The 24847-nt window shown below is 39.4% G+C and carries 16 protein-coding genes; 5 read left to right on the forward strand and 11 right to left on the reverse strand.

The annotated features are described in order from the left end of the window. Nucleotides 1-148: 148 nt before the first annotated feature. Nucleotides 149-1210 carry a fatty acid desaturase gene (locus SLP02_RS15360; protein ID WP_319421562.1) on the forward strand — a complete coding sequence of 354 codons (1062 nt, stop codon included), beginning with the start codon at nucleotides 149-151 and terminating at the stop codon, nucleotides 1208-1210. A 138-nt stretch (nucleotides 1211-1348) separates the two neighbouring features. Here the strand turns inward: SLP02_RS15360 and SLP02_RS15365 are convergent, their stop codons facing one another. The 4 genes from SLP02_RS15365 to trpB form a co-directional block, all read right to left on the reverse strand. Next, nucleotides 1349-2788 carry a GTP-binding protein gene (locus SLP02_RS15365; RefSeq protein ID WP_319421563.1) on the reverse strand — a complete coding sequence of 480 codons (1440 nt, stop codon included), beginning with the start codon at nucleotides 2786-2788 and terminating at the stop codon, nucleotides 1349-1351. Between the two features lie 130 nt (nucleotides 2789-2918). Further along, nucleotides 2919-3581 carry a HEAT repeat domain-containing protein gene (locus tag SLP02_RS15370; protein WP_319421564.1) on the reverse strand — a complete coding sequence of 221 codons (663 nt, stop codon included), beginning with the start codon at nucleotides 3579-3581 and terminating at the stop codon, nucleotides 2919-2921. A 256-nt stretch (nucleotides 3582-3837) separates the two neighbouring features. Further along, nucleotides 3838-6450, reverse strand: coding sequence for a CHAT domain-containing protein (locus SLP02_RS15375; RefSeq protein ID WP_319421565.1), 2613 nt, complete (start codon nucleotides 6448-6450; stop codon nucleotides 3838-3840). 297 nt (nucleotides 6451-6747) lie between these two features. Then, the gene (gene trpB, locus SLP02_RS15380) at nucleotides 6748-7980 is read right to left on the reverse strand and encodes a tryptophan synthase subunit beta (protein ID WP_319421566.1); all 1233 of its coding nucleotides are present in this window, start codon (nucleotides 7978-7980) and stop codon (nucleotides 6748-6750) included. A 273-nt stretch (nucleotides 7981-8253) separates the two neighbouring features. Between trpB and SLP02_RS15385 the strand changes: the two genes are divergently transcribed. Further along, entirely contained in the window at nucleotides 8254-9186 is a 933-nt protein-coding gene (locus tag SLP02_RS15385) for a tetratricopeptide repeat protein (RefSeq protein WP_319421567.1), read from the forward strand. Between the two features lie 11 nt (nucleotides 9187-9197). Here SLP02_RS15385 and ruvC read toward each other — a convergent pair whose 3' ends face one another. Continuing rightward, complete coding sequence (gene ruvC / locus SLP02_RS15390; RefSeq protein ID WP_319421568.1) at nucleotides 9198-9704, reverse strand: crossover junction endodeoxyribonuclease RuvC; 507 nt, start codon at nucleotides 9702-9704, stop codon at nucleotides 9198-9200. Between the two features lie 155 nt (nucleotides 9705-9859). Between ruvC and SLP02_RS15395 the strand changes: the two genes are divergently transcribed. Then, nucleotides 9860-11203: a gluconeogenesis factor YvcK family protein gene (locus tag SLP02_RS15395; RefSeq protein WP_319421569.1), complete on the forward strand. Its 1344-nt coding sequence runs from the start codon at nucleotides 9860-9862 to the stop codon at nucleotides 11201-11203. A 298-nt stretch (nucleotides 11204-11501) separates the two neighbouring features. Continuing rightward, complete coding sequence (gene tsaE, locus SLP02_RS15400) at nucleotides 11502-11993, forward strand: tRNA (adenosine(37)-N6)-threonylcarbamoyltransferase complex ATPase subunit type 1 TsaE (RefSeq protein ID WP_319421570.1); 492 nt, start codon at nucleotides 11502-11504, stop codon at nucleotides 11991-11993. A gap of 139 nt (nucleotides 11994-12132) precedes the next feature. Here the strand turns inward: tsaE and SLP02_RS15405 are convergent, their stop codons facing one another. From SLP02_RS15405 to SLP02_RS15415, 3 genes are all read right to left on the reverse strand, one after another. Next, nucleotides 12133-13014 (reverse strand): J domain-containing protein, encoded by an 882-nt coding sequence (locus tag SLP02_RS15405; protein ID WP_319421571.1) that lies wholly within the window; start codon nucleotides 13012-13014, stop codon nucleotides 12133-12135. A gap of 120 nt (nucleotides 13015-13134) precedes the next feature. Beyond that, a complete protein-coding gene (gene dnaK, locus SLP02_RS15410) occupies nucleotides 13135-15456 on the reverse strand; it encodes a molecular chaperone DnaK (RefSeq protein ID WP_319421572.1) in 2322 nt (773 codons plus the stop codon). Between the two features lie 397 nt (nucleotides 15457-15853). Then, the gene (locus SLP02_RS15415; protein WP_319421573.1) at nucleotides 15854-16819 is read right to left on the reverse strand and encodes a protochlorophyllide reductase; all 966 of its coding nucleotides are present in this window, start codon (nucleotides 16817-16819) and stop codon (nucleotides 15854-15856) included. A gap of 246 nt (nucleotides 16820-17065) precedes the next feature. Here SLP02_RS15415 and mtnA point away from each other — a divergent pair, with 246 nt between their 5' ends. Then, nucleotides 17066-18124, forward strand: a complete 1059-nt coding sequence (gene mtnA / locus SLP02_RS15420) for an S-methyl-5-thioribose-1-phosphate isomerase (RefSeq protein ID WP_319421574.1) — start codon at nucleotides 17066-17068, stop codon at nucleotides 18122-18124. Between the two features lie 20 nt (nucleotides 18125-18144). On the opposite strand, the gene SLP02_RS15425 is transcribed toward mtnA, so the two are convergent. The 3 genes from SLP02_RS15425 to SLP02_RS15435 all read right to left on the reverse strand — a co-directional run bounded on the left by SLP02_RS15425 (nucleotide 18145) and on the right by SLP02_RS15435 (nucleotide 24730). Next, nucleotides 18145-18627, reverse strand: coding sequence for a sterol desaturase family protein (locus tag SLP02_RS15425; RefSeq protein ID WP_319421575.1), 483 nt, complete (start codon nucleotides 18625-18627; stop codon nucleotides 18145-18147). 190 nt (nucleotides 18628-18817) lie between these two features. Continuing rightward, nucleotides 18818-21070, reverse strand: coding sequence for an EAL domain-containing protein (locus SLP02_RS15430; protein ID WP_319421576.1), 2253 nt, complete (start codon nucleotides 21068-21070; stop codon nucleotides 18818-18820). A gap of 312 nt (nucleotides 21071-21382) precedes the next feature. Next, the gene (locus tag SLP02_RS15435) at nucleotides 21383-24730 is read right to left on the reverse strand and encodes a PAS domain S-box protein (protein WP_319421577.1); all 3348 of its coding nucleotides are present in this window, start codon (nucleotides 24728-24730) and stop codon (nucleotides 21383-21385) included. Nucleotides 24731-24847 lie beyond the last annotated feature (117 nt).

A 24847-nucleotide genomic window follows, 5' to 3' on the forward strand; every position in this document is an offset into this window, starting at 1 on the left:
AATCGCATATTTATTCTTCTTCTCACGCATTTTTTTGAGTGGGACGGTTTTCATGCACATTAAGTAAACGTTCTTAGAGACAAATTGTTCGGTCAGATCGTCTACAGGCGATTAAAAACACAATATTTAGATCATTAACACAGATTCTATGACAGCAACATTACCAGCATCGCCAAAAAGTTTAAAATCGACCCAATTAGATGACAATATCAAACTTAGAGATATTATCAACACACTACCTAAAGAAGTTTTTATTAAAAATCCTCGTAAGACATGGTCAAAGCTAGTTATTAATGTCTTGTGTGTTGCTGTAGGCTACTGGACAGTGGCAGTTTCACCCTGGTATTTACTACCTGTTGCTTGGATATTTTTAGGCACAAGCTTACAAGGCTTTTTCGTCATCGCCCATGACTGTGGTCATCGTTCCTTCTCTAACCGTATTTGGGTAAACGATTTAGTAGGACACGTTATGACTTTGCCAATTATTTATCCCTTCCATGCTTGGCGTATCTTACATAACTATCATCACAAGCATACAAATAAGCTGGATGTGGATAACGCCTGGGCTCCTTTTACTCCTGAGACGTATGATAATTGTTCTTCCACTATACAGTGGCTATATCGTCGAATGCGCGGTTGGTTTTGGGGATTTGGTTCAATTATACATTGGGCAAAACTGCACTTTATTTGGAGTAAATTTGAAGGTAAACAAAGAGAACAGGTTCGCTTATCAGTACTAGTAGTTCTAATTGGCGGTGGTATTGTATATTCCACTTTGTTTATCACTACAGGATTTGTTGGCTTAGTTAAGTTTTGGCTTATGCCTTGGTTGGTATATCATTTCTGGATGAGTACCTTCACCATGTTCCATCACACTATGCCTGAAATTCCTTTCAAGGCAGAAAATGAATGGAATGAAGCCCGCGCTCAACTATCGGGTACTGTCAACTGTAAGTATCCTTGGTGGGTAGAGTTTCTTTGTCACGATATTAACGTGCATATTCCTCATCACCTAACTACAGGGATTCCTTGGTATAACTTGCGTTTGGCTCACGATAGTTTGGTAGAAAATTGGGGTGATTATCTTTATCCTGACTGTACCTTTAACTGGGAATTAATTCAGAAGGTAACTAAAGACTGTCATCTGTATGAGGAAAAAAATAACTATCAAAGTATAGAAAAGTACTGCTCGTCTAAATCAACTATTTAATAGTTATTGAACTTGCTCACCTAATCATCCGTTGGAAATATGAACAAGCTTAAGCTGTGCTAACGATTATGGCTTGTGGGATATGGTAAATACTGTATCCTTTTTTTTACTCTTTTGGTAGGTCGAAACGATTGAAAACTAATTGGACTTTAAGCGATTAGTTAACCTTGCTTTCAATTCAGATTTAATACGATTGAGAATTGATTCTTCATCTAAAGAATCAAGAATTTTTTGGACTACTACCTTAGGACTTTGTTCTCCCCAGGATGCTCCATTGGCTAGATAGGTTTTTGTTATCTGCCCAATAGCGTAAGAAGATACACCCCCTACTCCCCCTTGAGCGATCGCCACAGATAAATAGGGAGCAAGGGACAAACCTCCCGTGGCAGGAATAGCCAAGCCTAAAATTCCTTTAAGAGAGCTTAATCCTAGAGTGGCAAGCAGTTCGCTTGCACTAATTCCCCCCATGCTCAAAGCAATACTCTTTAAAAGTTTTACTGCTCCTGATTGAGTCATGGTAATGCCGTACAGACGGGATAGAGAAATAATTATCCCCACATCAATAATTGCTCCAGAGAACAAATCGATCGCCGTGACGGGATTAAGAGCGATCGCCATCGCTTTGACCATTATTCCCTTATTAATAAGCTCATTGGCAGCCTGATCACGAATTGCCAGCTTACGCTGTAGTAGCTGCTCGTTTACTTCATCAGCAAACAGCATACTGTTAAGAGCCACCAGAGATTTTCCTTCACGGTGTAATAATTCCAGAATTTTAAGCTGCAAAGATGCTACCTGTGGTTTTCCTAGAATCCGCTGCACCTTAATTTTGCCTGCTTTATCTTTTATCCCTCTAACTTCAATCGGCGATGCAGCCACCATAATAATTTCATCGGGGGAAATTAATTCTTTAACTCTCTCTTCTTTTATTTTTTGGTAGATAGCTAGCCTGTCGGCTTGGGGATATTGATCGATTTTATTAAACACCAACAGCATTGGTTTACCTGCTTCTCTGAGCTTTGCTAAAGCACGATATTCCACCTGGGTAATATCCCCTGAAACCATAAATAAGATTAGATCGACTCGTTTAGCCAAATCACACGCCAAAGCTTCTCTGGCTTCGCCGTTAACCTCATCAATTCCTGGAGTATCGATTAGTTGAATTTGTCCTGCTTTGCCTGGGATGATCAGGCGTTGAAGATTTTCAGAAGTTTCGGCAATTTGTTCTGGGGTTAGATGCCAGTTTATCGTATCTATACTGCGAGTTACTCCGTGAAGCGCGCCTGTGGGAAAAATATTTTGCCCTACCAAGGCATTTAGGACAGAAGATTTGCCTCTACCTACCATGCCAAAAGCTGCAATCTGCACTACCGAATGCTCTAGCTTATCAAGCATAAAACTCAAGCGATCGATCTCTGATTCTAAGCCAGCTTGTTCTTCGGCAGTTAGATCGATATTACTAATTACATCCCGTAAAGAATTTTGAGCTTGACGATAATTTAACTCAGCCGTAATTTCTTCAAAGCTAAAAAGCGTTTGTTCCAACTCTGTCTTATTTTTAGCTTCCTTTTTTGACAACTCACAATCCCCCTTGTTAGTAATCAGTAATTAGTTATCAGCGATCGCTGCTTGAAGCAACCAAATTATATCGATCTACAGAATATCTAATTTGTACACTGCGTAAGTCTGAGAATAATCAAAATGAAATTTAATTTTCTTCTAAACGCTTCAAGGATATTTCTGCTGCTTCTTTTACTTGGGGGTGTATATCTTTAGCTAAAAACTTCAAGGCAGATATGCTTTTCTCTGTTTTCAAATTACCGAGTGCTTCTGCTAACCTTTGGCGAATTAACCAATCTTCTGAACCAGCAAAAGTAAGGATTTTATCTACTGCTTCGGTGGCTTTGATTTCTCCTAAGGCTGCGATCGCTGCCTGCTGAAGAATTACTTCCTCACTATCTAAAGCCTCCATTAATAATTCCTTGGCGCGAATATCCTGCAAATTACCGAGAGAAACCGCAGCACTAAATCTGACTAGCCAATTGTCATCTTCATAAAATGCTCTCACCAGATGTTCAAAGGCGCGAATATCATTTAAGTAGCCCAATGCCCCTGCTGCATCTGCCCGAATGCCATAATCTGGATCGGTTGCCAGTAAATCTATTAGCAGTGGGAAACATTCCTCGGTTGGCTTTACGCCTAAAGCAAATACCGCCATCGAACGTACAGGAAGTATTTCATCATTTAAAACTTTTTTAATTAAGGGAACAGCGTCTTCTGGTGCAACTTGTCTCAAGGAAGTTAAAGCCAATAAACGATCCTTAGAATTAGGGCTTTCTAGCTGCCTAGCAATTTTTTCTAAATCTGGCATTTGGGTGATAGTTAGTTATTAAATCAGGACTATTTTTATCTTAGAGGTTTTAAATAATAATACTTAAGAGACTTTCCCTACTTGCCAACTATAGATACCTAGTATAGAGATCGGATTGACCAACGCTCAGGCAACGCGAAAAGAGGAAAGACTCCCGCGCATGGTTCGACATCGCAAAGCATTCCGATAGCGAAACAGATGGAGAATTAAGGAGATCGCTACGCTAATCGCCATCAAAATCGATCTGGATCTACTTTTAGAGCCAATTTCCTAATAGTACATAAGGAGCCCAATAAAAGGGATGTTTGTACCAGGAGCTATGAAGTAAAGATAGTTGTGCTTGTCTGACGGCATCTGCCTTGGGAAGTTTTTTATCAGCTAATTCATGATAAAACTCGCTCATAAGTTTGGAAGTTGCACGGTCGTTGACTGACCAAAGAGTGGCTAAAGTGCTTCTTGCTCCAGCGCGCACCGCCATTCCTGCTAATCCTAGGGCTGCCCGTTTGTCTCCTGATGCTGTTTCACAGGCACTTAAAACCAAAAGTTCAATGGCATTATCTTGACTAGGATTTCTAGTCTGTAAAATACTGTCTAGCTCGTTAATATTAATACGCTTATTCCAGGTTAGAAGAAAAGTATCTTCTAAGGTCGAACTAAACTGACCATGAGTAGCAATATGGACAATCGGATAGTCGGTAAATTTAATTTCTTGCTGCAAGGCTTTAGCTGTAAAATTTTGATTCAGCAGAGTAACACCATCAACCATATTTCCTATTTCTTTTAGCTCAGATTCAACATAATTTAGCGCAGAAAAACCTTGTCTGCTTTTAGTTAATCCGGCGATAATTGTTTTTAATTTAACCTGTTCTAAAGGATGGGGAGCGAGTAACTGCAACCCAGGAGTCAAAGCAATGCTATAGTCTTCAATCAGAAATTTTTGACCATCGTATAAAGCTCCTAAAGGAATGCTACGAAAAGCTCCATCAGGAACAAAAACTAAAGTCTTAATTTGACTGTTAGCTAGATCTTCTAAAGCAGGACGAATTAGCAAATCATACAGCTTGCTGGCTGGACTGTAGAAATTACGGCGACTTCGTACTACAATATTATGACGTAATTGGGCAATAATTTTTTCTAATTCAACTTGTGAGATGTCTGCTTGATAATGCTTGAGTGGTTTATGGGGCAAACTGAGAATTACTTCTAGGCGATCGCTTAAAATAATCGGATAAATTACGGCTGCTTGAGCATCTATGCTTTCTATATTTACTGCTTGAGCATCTAAACACGCCTCTCTAAAAAAGTTATTTAATTCAGCTAACTGAAGAGACTCAATAACTTTTCTGCCTCCTTCTAGATTAGCCTGACTGACTTCTTTTCCTGGTTCGGCTTCTAGTAACAAGCTTACCAATTCTCGATAAACAGGCTCAACACTGCTACTAAATGAATATTGAATATCAGGATTAATAGCAACCAGATCTTGACTTAGAGATTGTAACATTTCTACCGCTTGAGAATAATAAGCGATCGCCTGAGAACGATTTCCTAAAGCCCGATTAATTCTACCTAATTGCCATTGCCAAAGATAAATAATTTCTGGTGCATTTAGGTCTTGAGCTAAAACTAAAGCCTGTTGCGTGTATTTCTGGGCATTCTGCCAATCTCGATCTTCTTCGATCTGTCCTTGTAACCCCAAGATATAGGATTGGGCTTTGATATAATCTAGAGCCTTTGCCTGCTGAAGCGTATTAACAAGGAATTGCTCTATTGCTGAGAAGGTAGGAACTTTGTTCGTTATAGCTTTTGATGACGATATATGCCTTAATTCAACTAGATTATAGGCAAAATTGATTTTCTGATTGATGTTTGTTCTACTATTTGGCAATTGATTAAATTCAGCTTGAATAGTAGGAATCAACTCTTGGCTGCGCTGCCAAGAGCGAGTTTTTGATAAAAGATTAATCTGAGCTAAATAAATTTGCAGAGGTAAATCAGTTCTCAAGCAATTAGGCTGCTGCCGACATATCTCTAACCCCTGTTGATACTTTTTTAAAGCTTTTTGTGATTCTGGTTGATAGCTATTACCCAATGCTAATAGGGTTTTAACCTCTTCTTCTGGAGCATTTATTTTGGCTGCAATTGCCAAACTTCGTTCTAGAATTTGTTTTGACTGGTTATTTTGACCTACAAGACGCAAAATATCACCATAGCTTCTCAGTCCTGTAGCTTTGAGCAGAGAATCTGGCTCTTGTGCCAAACGCTTCTTTACCTCAGCTAAGGTTTTTACAGCACGATAGTAAAGCCCTAATTGCTTAAAAGCACTGGCTTGATTAATAGATGCGCGAATCACCCCTAGATCATTGCCAGACTCTTCATAATTAACTTTTGCCTGTGACCAAGTTGCGATCGCCTGTTCTACTTTTCCCTGACTTAGCTGGATTATTCCTTGGTTATTAAACACCTGTGCCAAAGCGCGAATGTGTTCTGGAGAATTAATCTCAGGCTTTTGGTTTAGTAATTGCAAACTAGCGGTTATCTTGGCTGTGCTTTGCTGCCAATTATTTAATTGGCTGTAAGCTAAAGCTAGATTGCTCAAAATCCTTGCTTGACTCAAAGAGTCTTCAGAATCAGCATAAATCAACTCAGCCTGATGCCAGAGCTTGAGAGCGTGTGCAAACTGGCTAAGAGAATAAAAATATTTGCCTTCTGCCTCAAGCTTCTCTGCACTTTTAGAAGTAACAACTGTTTGCTCGTAGGTTGTAGCCAGAACAGCAGGAATTTGATAAAGGTCAAAAACTAAACTAGTTGATAATCCTACTATGGCAAAAACAAACAATAATAAATAACGCTGTCTGAGCTTGGAAGACATGATAGGAGTAATAAAAATAAAGATTATATTTACCCCTATACTTCCCAATTCTCCAGCTACATCTACCAAATAGGGGCGAACAGCCCTTCGCCCTTACATTAATTACTGACGTTACGCATTTAATCTAACTCCTGTGACGGGGTGACGGGAAGATGAAGAGACGAGGTGACGAGGCAACGGGGCGACGAGGAGAAACTACGCAGGTAGCAAGTCTATCTCCAAGTCTCCAAGTCCCCAAGTCCCCAAATCCCCAAGCCTGACAGATCGATGAGTGCGTAACATCAGTTAATCAGTTCTTTAAGAGAATTCCTGTCCTAAATACTTGGCTACGGTTTGTACGTCCTTGTCACCTCTGCCTGAACAGTTAAAGACAATTCTTTGTTTCCCCGTCAACTGAGGACAGAGTTTTTCTAAATAGGCAAAAGCATGAGCAGTTTCTAAGGCGGGAATAATGCCCTCTAATTCTGACAAAAGACGCAAGGCGGCGATCGCTTCGATATCAGTAACGGCATAATATTCCGCCCTTTTGGTATCTTTTAAATAACTATGCTCTGGCCCAACCCCAGGATAATCTAAACCAGCACTGATTGAATGTGCCTCAATTATTTGTCCTTGAGTATCTTGTAATAGATAGCTCATAGCACCGTGTAACACGCCTGGTTTTCCTTCGGTTAAAGTAGCAGCGTGTTTGCCCGAAGCCACGCTTTCTCCTGCTGCTTCGACACCAATCAAACGCACGCTCTTTTCGGGGATAAATTCATAAAAAAGTCCGATCGCATTTGAACCACCGCCGACACAGGCAATCATAATATCGGGCAGTCCGTTCCACTTTTCGCTACATTGCTCACGGGTTTCTTTGCCAATTACGGCATGAAAATCTCTCACCATCATCGGGTAAGGATGAGGTCCTGCTACCGAGCCTAGTATATAGTGAGTGCTTTCAACGTTAGTTACCCAATCTCGAATTGCTTCACTAGTAGCATCCTTGAGTGTACCTGTCCCCGCCGAAACGGGTTCAACCCTTGCTCCTAAAAGACGCATCCGAAAGACATTGAGCTTTTGTCTTTCCATATCTTCTACGCCCATGTAAATAATACATTCCAAGCCAAAGCGAGCGCAGACGGTGGCTGTTGCTACTCCGTGTTGTCCTGCCCCTGTTTCGGCAATAATTCGCTTTTTGCCCATACGAATTGCTAATAAAGCCTGAGCGATCGCATTATTGATTTTGTGCGCTCCCGTATGGTTTAGGTCTTCTCTTTTGAGATAAATTTCAGGTTGAAAATCAGGACGAGCATAATGTTGACTAAGACGTTCAGCAAAATAAAGAGGATTAGCTCTACCAACATAATCTTTTAATAACCCCTGTAGCTCTTTTTGAAATTCAGGGTCATTTTTGTATTTGTTATAGGCAGTTTCTAATTCAGCTAAAGCGGGCATCAATGTTTCAGGTACATATTTCCCTCCATAAGGACCAAAGCGTCCTAGCTCATCTGGTACATTTGCTGAAGCTTTAATAGGAGTAGCAGTCATAAAAGTGTTTTGTAATTTTAATAGCAGGTGCTATGACAATTTTACAATTATTCATAACCTCTGATGTGAATTGTCTTTATGTATATTATGCAAAAAAGTTTGGCGTTGCTAATTTCATCAGGTGATCCCCGCGCATGGTGAAACATAATTTCGATCCGCTTTGTTCTAAGGCGGACAGACGCGCTGCACAGGCAAGCTGGATAATAATCTGACAAAAAAAGAATGTTCGAGTAAAGATTTAGGGGACATCAATCAACTCAATTAAGAAAATCCATGTCTGGATTCAGCAACGCCAAAGGTTTTAAGAATGTGAAGCCTAATAATTCTCTTAAAGTTATTCTGCTAATGCTTTGTTTTGGCGGTTTTTGCTGGCTAAGCTTTAAACTAATTGATAAGTACACTCATATACAACAATTTAAGCAAGCCAACAATTTACTAAACCTCAAGCAATATTCTTTGGCGATTGATGCTTATGACAAGTTATTGCCAACGATGATCGGGCAAAAACACCCTATATGGGTTAATCGTGGCTATGCTTTTATGGGTCTAAATCAGTATCAAGATATGTTAGATTCCTGCTCTACAGCTATTTTAATCGAGCCAAAAGCTGATTTGGGATGGAACTGTCAAGGGGAAGCTATGTATCATTTGAAACAGTATCAAAAAGCATTAATAGCTTTTGACCAAGCTACCGCTCTTAATGGTAAAGAAGCAACTTTTTGGCTAAATAAAAGTCGAGTTTTATTCCAGCTTCAAGAATATGAAAAAGCAATCGGGGCTAGTGAAAAGGCGATCGCCTTAACTAAAGAATATCAGTCTCAAAATTCAACCGCAGAGCCTAATTTAGCGATCGCTTTTAATCAAAAAGGTCACAGCCTACTTAAACTCAATCAATATTCACCAGCACTAACCGCTTTCAATCAAGCTCTAGAAAACTCTCCTAACTATATATCGGCTCAACAGGGAAAAGGCATTTCTCTCTATAATTTGGGTAAATATAATCAGGCAATTGAAATCTTTGAACAGATTGTACAGCTTAGTAACTTAGCTCCAAAGCAAAAAATAATGAGTTGGCTATATCAAGGAGTTATTTACTGTCAACTTAAACAGCCTGCTACTGCTAAAGAGGCTTTTGCAACGGTTTTAAAGTTCACCTCAGATCCTCAGTCTCAAAAAATTGCTCAGGCAGAATGCGGCATTCGCTAAAGTTCTCAAAATTAACTGTTAACATTTTGATGAAACCAAGCGGTTATAGCGATCGCCAAAGCGTCAGCAGCATCGTCAGGACGGGGAATAAAGTCGAGGGATAATTCTCTGGCAACAGCTTCTTGAACCTCTATTTTGGCAGCGTTACCGTATCCTGTTAGAGCCTGCTTGATTTCTGGTGGGGTAAACTCAACATAGGGAAGACCAGCCTGACCCAAGACGAGCATTAATACTCCTCTTGCTTGAGCTACGGTAATTGTATGACTCATCCGATAAAAAAATAATTTTTCAATCGCCACTAAATCGGGTTGGATCTCATTAACTAAAGTATGAAGATCATCATATATAATACAAAGGCGATCGCCTAAAGGAGTTTTTGCCTGAGTTTTAATGATCCCAAAATCATCTAACTTAACTAGGGTAGAATCTGTCACTTTGCTCGATTGTTGACCAACAATTGTGCCAAATCCCAATGTAGCTATGCCTGGATCTAATCCTAATATTTTTATTTTTGTCACTGTCTGGGGTGGATAAATCTGGCAATTCTCAGCTTGGCAATCATTACGGTGTTAATAAGTTATTTCAATCTCTTAGGTCGTTTCAAGCTAAATCGTTTATGTTTGTTTATGATAACTACTCTGGCTTGGTAAATAAATAATATCCCTAAACTGAGATGAAAAACTCATCTTCTCCAATCAAGAAGAATATTCGCCACAGAAATCGAGTCTTTAAGTGGCTGGCACCTGGATTATTTATCAAACGCTGGCTGTTGTTGAGTGCTGGCGGTTTTTGTTTGGCGGTGGTTGGTACTGCTATTTGGAGTAAGCTAACGCCAATTTATCGCATATTATCCTTTGTTTCCCGAATTTTAGAATTTCTAACTACCGTTATTCCCAGCTATATTTCAGGGCCTATAGTCTTAATTGCGGGAGTTTTTCTGATATTTTGGGGACAATCCCGCACTGTTGACTCAATTACCGACGTTTTAGGAGTTGGTAAAGGTAAAAAGCTAGTGGATATGTTGCACGATCGCCGTCGTCTCAAGCGTGGTCCCAAAATTGTGGTGGTAGGTGGCGGGACTGGTTTGTCAACTTTGTTACGGGGTCTGAAAGAGTATAGTAGCAACATTTCAGCGATCGTCACAGTAGCCGACGATGGAGGCTCTTCAGGCAGATTGAGAAGAGAAATCGGCGTGCTGCCACCAGGAGACATTCGTAACTGCATAGCAGCATTAGCAGACGAGGAAGAATTACTCACCGAGCTATTCCAGTATCGTTTTGAAGCGGGAGATGGTCTTATTGGTCATAGTTTTGGTAATTTGTTTTTGACCGCCATGAGCAAAATTACGGGTGACTTAGAACAGGCTGTAATTGCTAGCTCTAAAGTGTTGGCAATTAGCGGTAAAGTTTTACCTTCTACCCTGAGTGACGTTAGTTTGTGGGCAGAAATGGAAGATGGCAGGATAATTGAAGGGGAATCTAATATCCCCGAAGCTAAGGGCAAAATTAAAACTATTGGCTGTATGCCAGCCAATCCTCCCGCTCTTCCCGCAGCGATTAAGGCAATTAAAGAAGCAGAATATATTATTATCGGACCAGGTAGCCTTTATACCAGTATTATTCCTAATCTTCTTGTTCCTGAAATTAGAAATGCGATCGCCAAAGCTAATGTTCCGCGTATATATGTGTGCAATATTATGACTCAACCAGGGGAAACTGAAGGTTATAGCGTTGCCGATCACATCAAGGAAATCGATCGCGTCAGCAAGGTTAAACTATTTGATGCTGTTTTGGTGCATGGCAAACCCCCGACCACAGTATCTTTACAACGCTATGCCCTAGAAAATTCACATCCAGTTTATCTAGATCGTCAAGAGATTATTGAACTCAACCGTCGTATAGTTATGGCAAACGTCATGGATGAAGATCCCATTCGCGGTCATGTGCGCCACAATTCTATTCAGTTAGCTAGAGTTTTATTGCGATGGTACAGTGGCAAGTGGCAACCCAAAATTTAACGCTTAAGAAGTTATGATTGTAGAGGTTACTTCTGGCTAACTTAAGAAATATTGATAATGGTCAAAAGAGGTAAGGGGAGCAACAATACAAAACAGTTTAATTAGTCTATCTTGATTTGCTGTCCCGACTTAAAGTTACTTGGCTTATTGATAAATATATCAACTGAATATAAAGGAAGTGTATTGTGTTCTGCTAATTACTGTAAAATTTCGATGAACTTTTTTATTTGATTAAAATAATTATGATTTATCGTGAATCTAGTTGGTTATCTTGTTTCCAAATTCAAATTTTCAAGTTATGTTAACCATATTTTTATCAAGCCATCAAGATACTCAAAATTTTGGCTATCTCCTTGGTAAACATCTGCCAGCGGGGAGTAATATTCTGCTTTCTGGTAATTTAGGTGCAGGTAAAACCACTTTGGTTCAGGGAATTGGTCGAGGTTTAAGTATTGTTGAACCGATAGTTAGTCCGACATTTACTTTAATCAATGAATATTTAGATGGTCGTTTACCTTTATATCATTTAGATCTATATCGTTTAGAATCAAGTCAGGTTGATAGTATTTATCCTGAGATATATTGGTCAGGCATTGAGGTTGCGCTTGGTATTACGGCGATTGAATGGTCAGAACGTCTTTTAATTAAACCAGAAAGTTATCTGCAAATAGAGTTGTTTACTTCAGCATCTCAAGGAAGACAAGTTAACTTGCAGCAATATGGCATCGCTAATCAGAATTTAGAGTTTATCCAAAATTTTGCCCAGACTGCTCAACTTAGTGACCAGTAACTGAATCGAGTATTTTAGTCATATATGTTTGACAATTATCATTGATCTACTCAAAATTGTTAATCATGGCGCGATCGCGTCCTGCTTTTTTTTGCCTAATTAAAAATACTGACCAATAAAACTTTTCAATTCAACCAGCTTATAAATTTTTAATAATGTTTTGGCGAGGATTAAACTGTTCTAATTCCCGTAGTTTTTCATATAGCTCTTTTTCTTCAGGGCTAATTTCTTTAGGAGTAAAGATCTGAATTTCTACTAGCTGATCGCCTCTATTACCTAATTTATCAAAATAGCCTTTATTTGCCAAGCGCAGACGTTGACCCGATCGCACTCCGTTAGGTACGCTAACCTTAACTAAGCCATCGATAGTGGGAACTTCAATCGCACTACCTAAAATTGCTTCTGTAGGCGTAATCGGAATCTGGCAATATATATTTCCTCCCTGGATCTCAAAGAAGGGATGGCGTGCCACGGTAATTTTAAGATAAAGATTTCCCCCTTCAATGCCCTGTCCCTTGAGGCGAATCCGCTGCCCGTCAATCATGCCAGTCGGCATTTCTACTTCTAAAGATCTACCGTCTTCGAGGCGAATCTTTCGCTTGCCTCCCCGATATGCCTCATCTAAGCCCAAGGTTAGTTTTGCCTCAATATCTCGACTCTGAGGACGGGTTGATACTACCCTTTCCCGCTTAGTTCTTTCAGGGCGATAGTCTTGACTATCTACTCTCGTGCTTCCTCTGGAATTGTCGCGATTATTGCGTCCAAAATTACCAAAAGAAGCCCCTTTATTAGCAAAGTTTTTACGGCTAATAGACTGATCGTACTGTACCCGCCTAGTTTGGTCTGATAGTACCTCGTATGCTTCGTTAATGTCTTTAAATTTTTCTTCAGCAGCTTTGTTTCCCAAATTGCGATCGGGATGATATCTAATGGCTAGTGTGCGATAAGCTTTTTTAATCTCATTACTAGGGGCATTTTTATCAACGCCCAGCATTTCATAATAGTTACGCACTGTTGGCATATCTTCAGTTGTTAGTTCTTAGTTCTTAGTTCTTAGTCTTTAGCTAATAGCTAATAGCTCTGAAGCTCATAGCTATGAACAGTAACACCTTTGAGCCAATACTTTCAATCGGCAACGTTTTTAAAACCATTCATCGTCCTCATCATCCCAGTCATTTTCATAGGGCATATTGCTGCGGGTAGCATTGCGACCATTGTAACGGTCTTGGGGCGGTGGGTTGTCACGACCACCACGGCTAGTTCTACGTGGTTCTTTTCTAGGTGCATATTGGTCTGAACTGCCGTAGGAATCGTCATAGCCAGGGCGACTCGGCTGCGTGCCATAGCCAGTATCTTCATAAGTATCGTATCCTGTGTTGGGACGACGAGACTCATTATCATAGCCTATATCTCGACTATCGTTATAGGCAGGACGGCGGGGCTGCGTATCATAATCTCCACCATAATTATCGTATCCTGTGTTGGGACGAGCAGCACCACGTTCTGAGGGATAGCCATAACTATCGTTGCCACCGTAGTAATCAGAGGCGCGAGGATCGTAGGAATAATCCTCATCAAATTTATTGTCATCCCCCAAAAATGTCTTCTTAATTGCGCCTAAAAAGTCATCGTCCTCCTCGTCTTCATATTGCAGCCTAACCTCACGATTTAGCTCATACAGAGTGTCTTGCAAGTCGGCTTCTGCCCTATCTAAATTGCGTTCATCATCTTGTTCTAAGCTTTTCAAGATGTCTTCACACAAAACATCAATGCGACGACGATAGTAGCCAGCAAATTGACTACCAAAATCAAGGGTTACTTCTTTTAGTTTTCTTTGTGCCTGATCTGTTAAAGCTTTGGCGCGATTGCGTTTTTCGATTCTCTCTCTTCTAGCGCGATCTTCCTCGGCAAATTTGTCTGCCTCGTCAATCATGCGTTTGATCTCGGCACTACTTAAGGTTGAAGCACCAGAAACCGTAATTCCCTGTTCTCTACCAGTGGTTTTATCTCGCGCGGTGACTTGCAGAATACCATTGGCATCAATATCGAAAGACACCTGAACTTGAGGTACACCTCTGGGGGCGGGAGGAATACCCGTCAGCTTAAATTTGCCCAGGGATTTGTTACCAGTTGCCATTTCCCGTTCTCCCTGGAGGGCATGAATTTCGACTACGGTTTGATTGTTTTCGCCTGTGGAAAAAATATCTGAACGGCGGACAGGAATAGTAGTATTGCGGGGCAACAGCTTTTTCATTACGCCCCCAATAGTTTCTAAGCCAAGGGAGAGGGGCGTAACGTCTAGCAGGAGAATATCTTTGATTTCGTTAGTCATAATACCCGACTGGATGGCAGCACCAATAGCCACTACTTCATCAGGGTTAACGTTTTGATTGGGTTCCAAATCGATGTAGCTACGAACCAATTCCTGCACCATGGGAATGCGAGTTGAACCACCGACTAGAACCACTTCATCAATTTCCATTGGACCAATGCCCGCATCCGAAATTGCCCGCTTAAGAGGACGACGCAGACGACTAACCAAGTCTCCACACAGTTCTTCAAACTTGGCACGACCTAGCTTAATTTCAATGTGCTTAGGTCCATCTTCGGTAGCGGTGATAAAGGGTAAGTTGATTTCGGTAACCGATACTCCAGATAGTTCGATCTTGGCTTTTTCCGCTGCTTCTGTAAGCCTTTGGAGAGCCTGGCGATCGCTTTTTCTGAGGTCAACTCCTTCCTGCTTGAGAAATTCTTCAGCTAACCAGTCTACAATACGGCGATCAAAGTCATTTCCCCCTAGTTGAGTATCCCCGCTGGTAGCTCTAACTTCAAATACGCCTTCACCAATATCAAGAATAGAAACATCAAATGTTCCTCCCCCCAGGTCAAATACCATGATGGTTTGGGGACGACGTTCATCTAAGCCATAAGCTAAAGCAGCAGCAGTCGGTTCATTGATAATGCGTAGTACTTCTAACCCTGCAATCTGACCAGCATCTCTAGTTGCTTGGCGTTGGGAGTCATTAAAGTAAGCAGGTACGGTAATTACTGCACCAGTAATTTCTTCTCCTAGATAACGTTCTGCTTCTTCTGCTAGTTTTCGTAGAATCATAGCGGAGACTTCTTCAGGGGCAAATTCTTTTTTTAGCTTAGGACAGCGAATTTTGATGTTGCCTAACTCGTCTCGCTTGATAGTGTACGGCACTCTTTTTAATTCTGGTTGCAGTTCACTATACTGACGACCCATGAATCTTTTGACACCATAAAATGTGTTGTCTGGATTGAGAACACTTTGCCGTCTGGCAAGTTGACCTACTACCAATTCGCCATCTTTATTAAAGCCAACTACAGAGGGGGTAGTTCTCATTCCTTCTGCATTGGCAATTACTGTGGGTTTACCACCCTCCATTACCGCTACTACGGAATTGGTTGTTCCCAAATCTATGCCGACTACTTTTCCCATGTGTGCAATGGTCTCCTAGAATCGTTCCCCAGAATATATATATTACGAGCTTTTAATTCGCTTTGGCGGGTTTAAGCTATTTTTTATTTATTGTCTCTAGTTTACTGTAAGAAAAACTGTGTAATTGTAAAGCTCATTAACTAAATTTTCTGTAAAACCAGAAAAAGGATGTAAATAAAAGGCTCACTCAGAGGACATCTAAAAAGTTTTTTCGGCTAAATCTTGTGAATCTAACCATTCGAGATGTTCTTTGAGACTAGATTAAACTAAATCGCTATTAATTTCCATTCATCCTGTAAATTTAAGTACGATTAACCATAACTAAATCTCGGTTTTTATGTACCAAGAGGATTTAGTATAATTATGTCTGCGCGATCGCTAAAAACTAACCGTCTAATCAGTTTAATCCCACCAGTTTTTCGCTTAATTCCCAAAGACGATTACCTTTATTGTCATCCATTGCCTCATTAGAAATTTCTTGCTTAAAGGCTGCGCGATCTTCCTGCTGACGATTTCCCCAACTATAGTAAACTCCAGACTCATTAAATCCAGAATCGGCGACAACTTTAGCGACTCTTTCTCCCGCTAACTCCTCTGTAACATAGCCTTTAGTTACGTTTTTCTGAAACCAAGGAAAAATAGTCCGAAACAAGGAATAGTGATTGCGGAATAAGCCAGTTTCGGCTACACAACCAGGATAAAGAGCATTGAAAACAATTCCTGTAGACTGATGATAGCGATCGTGCAATTCTCGCATCGTCAGCATATTACAAAGCTTACTATCTTTATAGGCTTTTCCAGGCTTAAACTTCTTACCATCAATCATAGTAATAGGTGCTTTAAAACCCTCTTCCATACCTTTTAAGTCCCCCAAGTTAGGAGGTGCGGGAATAGGAATTTTACCTCCCAATTCTTTCGGGTTCGCGGTAACAGTACCTAAAATTACCAGTCTTTTTTCTGGCGCGGAGGACTTTTGTAAATCTTCCAGCATTAAGTTACATAAGAGAAAGTGTCCTAAATGATTAGTAGCAACGCTTAACTCATAACCTTCTTTGCTGCGCTGGGGTTCTTTTTCTAAAGGAAGATAAACGGCAGCATTACATACCAAAGCATCGAGAGATTTACCAGTAGCGCGAAAATCGGCTACGAACTGACGCACACTGTCTAAAGAGGCTAAATCAAGCTGAATAATACTATATTTGTCTTTAGGTATACCTACTTCTGCTGCCACCTGTTCGGTTTTAGGCAAATTACGGCAAGCCATGACTACGTGCCAGCCTCTTTGGGCTAGAGCTTTGGCAGCATACAAGCCAACTCCAGAAGATGCCCCTGTTACGACAACGGTTGATTGCTTTTCTACCATCTTGTTAAAAATCTATTGATCGTTTACGCCTGTCTTAAAAATCTCACACTATATACCCTAAATTGATCGGCAAGTTATAAAGTGTCATGAACCTATCACGCTTACAAATTCTCTAATTTCTGACTTCTAATTTCTTTCTTATAATATGGGATATGTAGAATAAAACACTTAGAGGTTCAATATGAAATAATAAGCAGCTAAGATTTACAGTGTAAGTGTAATGTAATTTAATTAGTTAATGTTTCTATGAACCTAGCAGCAAATCATATTTATCCTGTCTTGTGGTCAGAAGATAAAGTATTATTAATCGATCAAACTCGTTTGCCAGGGGAATATACTATGGTTGAAATTAGCCGTAGCTCTGATATGGCGCAGGCAATTAAAACTATGATTGTGCGAGGTGCGCCAGCTATTGGAGTTGCAGCAGCTTATGGAATGTATTTGGGATCAAGAGAAATTAAGACAAGCGATCGCGCTAAGTTTTTGCAACATTTAGAAGCAGTAGCTGATTTATTACGCCAGACTCGTCCGACAGCAGTTAATTTGTTTTGGGCAATCGCGCGAATGTTAAGAACCGCCTATGAAGAAATTGGCACTATTGATGAGATAAAAATTACTCTACTCGAAACTGCCCAAACAATTCAAGCTGAAGACTTGGCAACCTGTCAGGCGATCGGCGATCATGGTTTGACGGTTTTGCCCCAAACGCTAGGGAAATTAAGAATTTTGACCCATTGTAATGCTGGTTCTCTGGCTACTGCTGGCTATGGTACTGCTTTAGGGGTAGTTCGCTCTGCTTGGCGAGAACAACGTCTGGAGAGAGTTTATGCCGACGAAACTCGCCCCCGCCTCCAGGGAGCAAAATTAACAGCTTGGGAATGTGTTCAAGAGCATATCCCTGTAACGGTGATTGCTGATAGTATGGCTGCTCACTGTATGCAGCAAAAGATGATTGACCTAGTGGTAGTGGGGGCGGATCGAATTGCTGCCAATGGGGATGCTGCAAATAAGATTGGCACTTATTCACTGGCGATCGCAGCCCAGGCTCATCAAGTTCCTTTTTACGTTGCTGCACCCTTTTCGACAATCGATTTTGACTTAGTTAGCGGTAGTCAAATTCCGATTGAAGAAAGAGATGCTCAAGAAATATATCAGATTAATGATATTGATATTTGTGCCAAAGGTGCAGAGTTTTACAACCCTGCTTTTGATGTCACCCCTGCCAGTTTAATCACGGGGATTATTACCGAAAAAGGAGTGATTAAACCTGACTTTTTAATCGATCATCGTCGTGCTGTAGCTTAAAGTTTGGCTCGACACGATCATCACCGCACTCTTAAATGTTTTGAATTTGCCAGTTTTAATTCATATTTAGCAAGCCATTCTATAGGCTGATAAGTTCTAAAAACATGATCCCACCAATCTACAGCCAACCCGAAGTTACTGTCCCATTGATTGTTCTGGTGATGAACGTAGTGGACAGGCATTTTCATCCAAAAACATTGAGTAGGATTGTAGTGCTGTATCTGATGAGCATAAGAAGCGAATGCTGCAAAAGCTATCGTCCCTAAAACCATAATAGTTCCGAACGAAAGAGAAATAAAAAAAGCTGGTAATACCAATAAGGCTACCAGACTAAAATCTAGAAAATCTCCCAAAAACCCTTTGGTTGTATTGCTGCGATGATGACCATAGTGAGCGGTAATTCTGTTGCCAAATACAGGCCAGATGTGCATTAAACGGTGAACCCAGTATTCCAGAAAGCTACCAAAAATGAAAGCAAATATAAAACACGCGATAGACTGCATTATTTTTTAGTTTGTCCTGAAGTAACGTTTTGTAAAGCTTAGTATATAAAATAATTTTTAGTCTGTCCTGAAGACGACTTTATTGAGTTTACTCTATAAGGCGTTACTAACTGGGTAATGTCCAAACTAGCTTCAAACAATAATATAGCTAATACAGAGCAAAATGCCTAAAGCCAAGCCAAAAATTATCTCAATCAATAACGCTCATTAAAATCCCTGGACGACCTAAGTGAAATCCTTGTGCATAGTCAATTTTCAAGTCCCTGACAGTATCTAAAATATGCTGATTTTCCACAAATTCAGCCACAGTTTTTAACCCAATTCCCTCTGCTATATGATTAATCGCTTCTACCATTACTTTTGAGGAATTATCATTATTTAGTTCTCTAATAAAAGAACCATCTATTTTCAAATAATCTACAGGTAAGTTTTTTAAATAAGTCAAAGAAGACATTCCCGTACCAAAGTCATCTAAGGCAAAACTACAGCCTAACTTTTTGAGAGAAGTAATAAAGTTGGCAACTTTGCTAAGTTCAGCAATAGCTACAGTTTCGGTAATTTCAAAGCAAAATATGTCAGGGGGAAGATGATAATCAGCTAGTCTTTGCGAGAGAAATTCTAAAAATGATTCTTGATTTAAAGATGCACCCGAAAGATTGACGGCAAAGCGATGATTTTGCCAATGTGTCGGATCTTTATTAACTGCCAGCGTCTCTAATAAAGTATTAATCACCCAGGTATCAATATCAGGCATTAAAAAATTACGGTTGGCAATATCTAAAAAAACATTGGGGCTAATAATTTGTCCATCTTCATCCGTAAGACGCAAGAGAATTTCAAAATACCGTTTTTGGTCGTTTGTTTCCAAGGGAGTTATAGCTTGAGCATAGAGACTAAACAAATTATTTTTGATAGCTGACTGTAGACGTTGAACCCAGCGAAGCTCAAGCTCTTGCCGATCTTTTGAATGAGAAATAGCTTCTGGATAAACAGCAACGCAGTCTCGACCTCGCCCTTTAGCTTTATATAAAGCTAAATCGGCAGCTTCTAACAGCAAACGAGGAGCATCTTGTGAGTTGGGGACTGTACTAGCTACACCGACGCTAATGGTAACAATGGAGTTGACGGTGGAATTGAGATGAGGAATGTTTAATTTTTTGACGGCAACTCTCATGGCTTCAGCAACTTGAATTGCCCCAAACTTAGGTGTTTGGGGCAGAATTACCGTGAATTCTTCTCCTCCATAACGAGCTAAAATATCAGCGGATCTTTTTAAGACGGTAGTTAGTGCTTGAGCGACTTTTTGCAGACATTCATCTCCCTGTTGATGACCGTAAGTGTCGTTATAAATTTTGAAACAGTCTACATCGCATATAATCAGTGACATAGGTGCAGAACCACGCCGTAGTCTCCGCCATTCTATATTCATTTGTTGATTGAAATAGCGACGATTGTAAATATGGGTGAGGGGATCGATAACGGCCTGTAGAGATAGTTGCTGGTGCAGTAGTCCTTGTTTAATGCCAATAGCTAACTGAGTAGTTAATCTTTTGAGCAGTTCAATTTCTTCTACTTGCCATTGTCGGCATTCAAGCTGTTCGGCAATTAACCAGCCCCATAAAACATTAGTATTATTAACAGTACGATCTATAACCTTAGGACAATTGATTAAAATAGGTGAGATTAATTTGGCTTGAGATTCAAAGACAAATGATGTTTTGTTGGCATCAAAATGACCACAATTTTCAATAGCTTGAATCTTACCCATAAGATAATCCCGATATTTTTCTTGGTTGGGACATAGATAATCCCAGGGAATAGTTGTGTGAGGATCGATCTTAATATCTGTAGCCGAAGAATAGGCTTCTAAAGAAACAATTTTTTTATCTAAATGAGCCAAGCAAACAAAGTCACAATCTAAGAAAGATCTTATCTCTTTAGTTGCAGTTTTTAATATAGATTTTAAATCTAAAGATTGACGAATGCGATCGCTAATTTCAAACAATAATTTTTGTTGGGCAACATCTCTGACTAAACGTTGATTCAGACTTTGCAGAGAAAGATGAGTTTCTATTCTTGCTAATAATTCTTCTTTCTCGATTGGTTTAGTTATGTAATCTACTGCACCTGATTTAAACCCATGTATTTTATACTTGGTTTCTGCTAAGGCAGTCATAAAGATAATAGGAATATCTTTAGTTTCGGGGTGAGTTTTTAAATTGCGACAGGTAGCAAAACCATCAATCTCAGGCATCATCACGTCTAATAAAATCAAGTCAGGATGAGCAAGTAAAGCAGTTTTAATAGCCTTGTCTCCACTTTGAGCTACCAATAGTCTATAGCCAATATCTTTTAAATATTTAAATAAAAGTTGTAAATTGTTTGGAGTATCATCAACAATCAAGATAGTCTTGGATGATTTACGATTTATTAATTTAGTCATCTAATAATATCTATATGTAACTTTGATCACATATATTATTTGTAGCTGATTTTGTACTAATAGTAATGGGTCAAAACACCAAGCTTACTGTTTTTAAAAGTTTTATTGAACAATTAGATCTAAGTCAAAACACTCAGTAAGCTCTGATAATAATGTTAAATTTATCAACTAACTGTCAGAAATATAATTTATCTAGTTAGTCGACTCGTTATTATTACTGATTTTAAGATTTAGACCTTGGGTAATTACTGAATTATGCTAGTGAATTGCCAATAATAGCTTTTTGGAAATCCTTTTGTATCCGAATCAATTCTAGCGATTAATAAAATTGCGGATAAAACTTTCTAGCTTCTGCTGTTGAAAACTATTAGTAAATTGTCGTATCTCTTGAGCAAAAGCTTGGTACTGAGAGTTTGATAATTCTAAAGAATTTATTTTTGATTCTAAAGCCTCCATATCGCCGATATCGGCTAGTTTTAGTAATTCGTTCAACTTCTGTTGAGAAGGAGTGACTAATGTAGACAAATCTGTTTTTAGAGCTAAATCTTTTTGCCAATCTAGCTCTAAATAATTGTCTAATAATTCTAACAATTGTGCAAGATCTACTGGTTTGGCTAGAAAAGCATGACAGTTAACGTTAGAAGATTCAAGTATAGATTGACCGTTAGCCGAAATAGTAATAATCACTGTATTTTCTAGCTCAGGCTCTTGTTTGACTTTAGCAATCATATCTTTGCCATCCATTACAGGCATAGCCAAATCTGCTAAAATAGCGTTTGGTTGAAAAGTTTTGGCAATTTCTAAACCTTCTTTGCCGTTACTTGCTTCAGCTAAAGTGAAGCCGAAAAGCTCTAGGTAAGTTATTAGTAAGAAGCGATTATCATCATCATCATCCACTACCAATATTTTGACTGAAAAACTCAATTGCCCTCCCGTTGGAAAAATAGATCCAGACAAAGTGGGTAATAAACTTGTTTCTGCTAAGGGAAGTTCTAAATCAAACCAAAAAGTAGTTCCCTGAGAGATTTTACTTGTTAGTTCGATTTTTCCGCCCATCAGTTGAATAATATCTTGACTAATAGTTAACCCAAGACCAGTTCCTTCTCGATCCGAACTACTTTTGCCTTGTTTAAATGGTGCAAAAATTTCAGTCAATTCATCGGCGGGAATGCCTTTTCCTGTATCTTCAACTTGAAAGCGAATTTTTGTAAAGCGTGTATAAGAGTTATCAGGGTTTGGAGTATATGGTTCAAATTCTTCGACATAGCCGACTTTTAGCATCACGCTACCTACATCGGTAAATTTAACGGCATTGCTAAGTAAGTTAAATAAAACCTGTCGCAATTTAGTCTCATCACTACAAACGGCTTTAGGTAGCAAGGGCAAGATTTGCGTTTTAAAGCTTAAACCCTTTTGCTGGGCGCGAAGCTGAAAAATACTGGCAATTTCCTCTAAAAATTGAATTAAATTAAATATCTGCGGTTCTAATGCTGATTTTTGGGCATTTAATTTAGCAAAATCGAGAATGTTGTTAATTAGGGTTAGTAAATGTTGACCTGACTGATGAATAATATTAACTGAATGGAGCTTTTGAGGATCGAGCCTAAGTTCATCTTGTAAAACACCGCTAAAGCCAAGAATGCTATTTAAAGGAGTGCGTAATTCATGACTAATGCGGGCGATAAAATCATCTTTGGCTTGGCTTGCTTGCTCTAGCTGCTCGCGACTTTGGGCTAGTGCTAGTTCCGTTTGTTTGCGATCGCTGATATCTTCAACTATAGCGATAAAATGGGCTGACTCTCCTTGGGCTAATATAGCTAGACTAAAAGTCAGATTAGCCCAAATGACTGAACCATCAGCACAAATATAACGTTTTTCATAGGTGCAGCTATCGAGTATCCCAGCTATAATTTGAGGAACGTATTTTTTATCCAAGGCTAAATCTTCAGGATAAGTAATGTCTTGAAATCTAAGTTTCATTAGTTCTTGACTGGTATAGCCTAAAATATCGCATAGTTTTCGATTAACCCAAAGAAATCTTCCTTCTAAGGAGATGTGCGTTATACCTACGGTTGCTTGCTCAAATGTATTACGACAGCGATTTTCGCTCTTTTCAAGGGCTTTTTTTGTTTGCATGGTAGCAATAGATTGTCCAATATCTCTAGCCATCAACTCAATTATTTCTCGTTTGTAAGGCTCAAAATCTTTACTAGGAGGAGAAACAGAAACGAAATTTAACGTTCCGTATAGCATCCCGTTCACAAAGATTGGTGTACCGATAAAAGATTTCAACTGAAAATTGAGATATAAAGGATGATTTTGCATCTGAGGTATCTCGTCCACATTGAAATAAGCAACTGTTTGCTGCTTTTCTATTACTTCTGCGCAAAAAGTATGTTGGCAAAGAGTCTCAAATCCAGCGTACACTTCTTCCATTGGGGACTGTACTGCTACAACTTTGTAGATCTGGTCTTCAATTTGACTGACAATACCAGTGGAAAGCTCGAATATATTACACCCTGTAGATATATATTCGGCAAATAAATCTTCTATATCTTCATAATGATTTGTCGCTATCAGATGTATCTGCCTAAGTTTGTCACTAAAATCTGCAAGAGTTTGAGTACGTTCATTTACCCGCTGTTCTAAATCACTATTTGCTTGGAGTATTTGTTGTCGAGCTTGTTTAATTTCGCTAACATCTCGACAAACATAAATTAAATTAGCTTGGAGAGTAAAAGTTAGTTCTGCACAAAAAGTATGACCGTCGCGATGTCTAGCTAGAACTTCCCCACGCCATTTCCCTTGTTCCATCAGAATCGGAAATATTTCTTGGTCAAATCGAGCTAGTTCTTCAGGTTCGTAGAGAAGGCACCAAGATTTACCAATTAATTCTGGTTTAGCATAGCCAAAAATTTCTGCGTGAGCCTGATTGAGATAAATAAATTTATCATCATTGAGTACTGCAATGCCATCGCTGGCGGTTTCCAATGCCGTTAACTGACGATTTTTTTCTTTTAATGTTTGGTTCAACTGTAGCTGAACTTGCTTGAGATCGTCAATTTGAATAAAGCTAATGACAATGCCATCGTTTTGGCGTTTCTCTGTTTGATAGAGGTTAATGCGCATTAAGAGATAGGAATTGCTGTGCTTAAGCCTAACTTCTAATTTTATGGCTTGTTTGGTTTTAATTACCTCTTCTAATAACTCAGTCAAATTAGGACATTCAATCTTATAAGTAAGTTCTTTTAAAGGACGCTCTATATCTGTGTTGCGTAAAGCGATCGCCTTGGTAGCCGCAGGAGTAAACTTGCGAATCTTTAGCTCTTTATCTAGAAAAATTACCCCAATATCCGTACTTTTGAGCAGGTTATCAATATCGTTATTTACTTGAGTTAGTTCTAAAATCTTGGACTTATATTCTAGATTAACGGTGTGCAGTTCTTCATTAGAGATAGTCAATATCTCATTAAAAGCTTCTTGTTCTTCGTTAATGGTTTCTAATTCTTCTACTAATGCCTGAAGATTTTCGCAAGTCTGCTGTAGTTCGTGTTCCAACTCTAAGATTCTGCGTTGAGCTTTATTGTCAATTTCTAAGTTGAGTTGGTCTGCTTTTGTAAAGTCTGAGGGATTATTAGATTCAATTTCTTGTTCAGACATGGCTATCGGCTATAGATAAAACTGGCGTTGCTGATTACAGATCTGATTTTGCACCCTCGCTTATCTTCCCGAAGAGAAAACGCGACCTTCCCATCCAACATAAATGCGATTTCCTAA

This window comes from Pleurocapsa sp. FMAR1, from assembly GCF_963665995.1.
Lineage (GTDB): Bacteria > Cyanobacteriota > Cyanobacteriia > Cyanobacteriales > Xenococcaceae > Waterburya.